This is a genomic window from Arthrobacter sp. 05T423 (genome assembly GCF_056396245.1).
The window spans coordinates 1-1,140 of sequence record NZ_JBFTLC010000093.1 but is presented as its reverse complement, the minus strand read 5'-3'; the positions used below and the strand labels follow the sequence as shown (position 1 = coordinate 1,140).

General features: G+C 63.6%; 1 protein-coding gene. It reads left to right on the top strand.

The features are described 5' to 3' along the window. Position 1: 1 nt before the first annotated feature. A partial coding sequence (locus AC1DFE_RS24040) for an aromatic ring-hydroxylating oxygenase subunit alpha (protein WP_476908332.1) occupies positions 2 to 1,140 on the top strand: 1,139 nt, incomplete at its 3' end.

The window sequence follows — 1,140 nt, the reverse complement described above, 5'->3', positions numbered from 1 at the left end:
ATTGTCTGTTGAGGTAACCACTCCGAGCCTGATCCCGACGCTGGGCGGGCATCTGTATACGGATCCGGCTATTTTCCGGGCCGAGCAGGAGCGTATTTTCGAGCAGATGTGGTTCTGCGCGATCCGGTCCTCGGACCTGGACAAGCCCGGGGCGTGGCAGACGGTGCAGGTGGGCCGGGAATCGGTGTTGATTTCCCGGACCCGCAAGGGTGAGATCCGGGCGTTTTACAACGTCTGCCGGCACCGTGGCGTGAAGCTGTGCATGGAGGAAAAGGGCGAAGCGGCCCGGAACTTCCAGTGCCCCTACCACGCCTGGACGTATGACTTCGAGGGCAAGCTGATCGCGGCCCCGAACCTGACCAAGATGCCGGACATCGACCGTGACGAGTACGGCCTGTCCAAGGTCCACATCCGCGAGTACCTGGGCTATGTCTGGGTGTGCCTGGCCGAGGAACCGCCGTCCTTCGAGGAAGACGTGATGGGCGCGATCGAGGAGCGCCTGGGCAACGTGCACGCGATCGACGGGTACGACGTGGCCAACCTGTCCGTGGGACGGCGGATCCGCTATGACGTGAAGGCGAACTGGAAGCTCATCATTGAGAACTTCATGGAGTGYTACCACTGCGCCACGATCCACCCGGAGCTGACCGAGGTGCTGCCGGAGTTCGCCGACGGCCTGGCCGCGCAGTACTTTGTGGGTCACGGKGCGGAGTTCGGTGAGGACATCAAGGGCTTCACCGTGGACGGCTCYGAGGGCCTGGATGTGATTCCGGGCGTGGGCGAGGACCAGGACCGGCGTTATTATGCGATCACGATCAAGCCGACCGTGTTCGTGAACCTGGTCCCGGACCACGTGATCATCCACCGGATGTTCCCGATGTCCGCTGACCACACGATCGTTGAGTGCGACTGGCTGTACCTGCCCTCCGTCGTCGAGTCCGGCAAGGACGTCACGGCGTCGGTGGAGCTGTTCCACCGGGTGAACATGCAGGACTTCGACGCGTGCGAACGCTGCCAGCCGGGCATGGGCTCCAAGTCCTACGCCAAGGGCGGCGTGCTGGTTCCGAGCGAGCACCACATCGGCGCGTTCCACGACTGGATCCACGAACTGGTCGGCGACGTCCCGCCCACAGGAGAAGC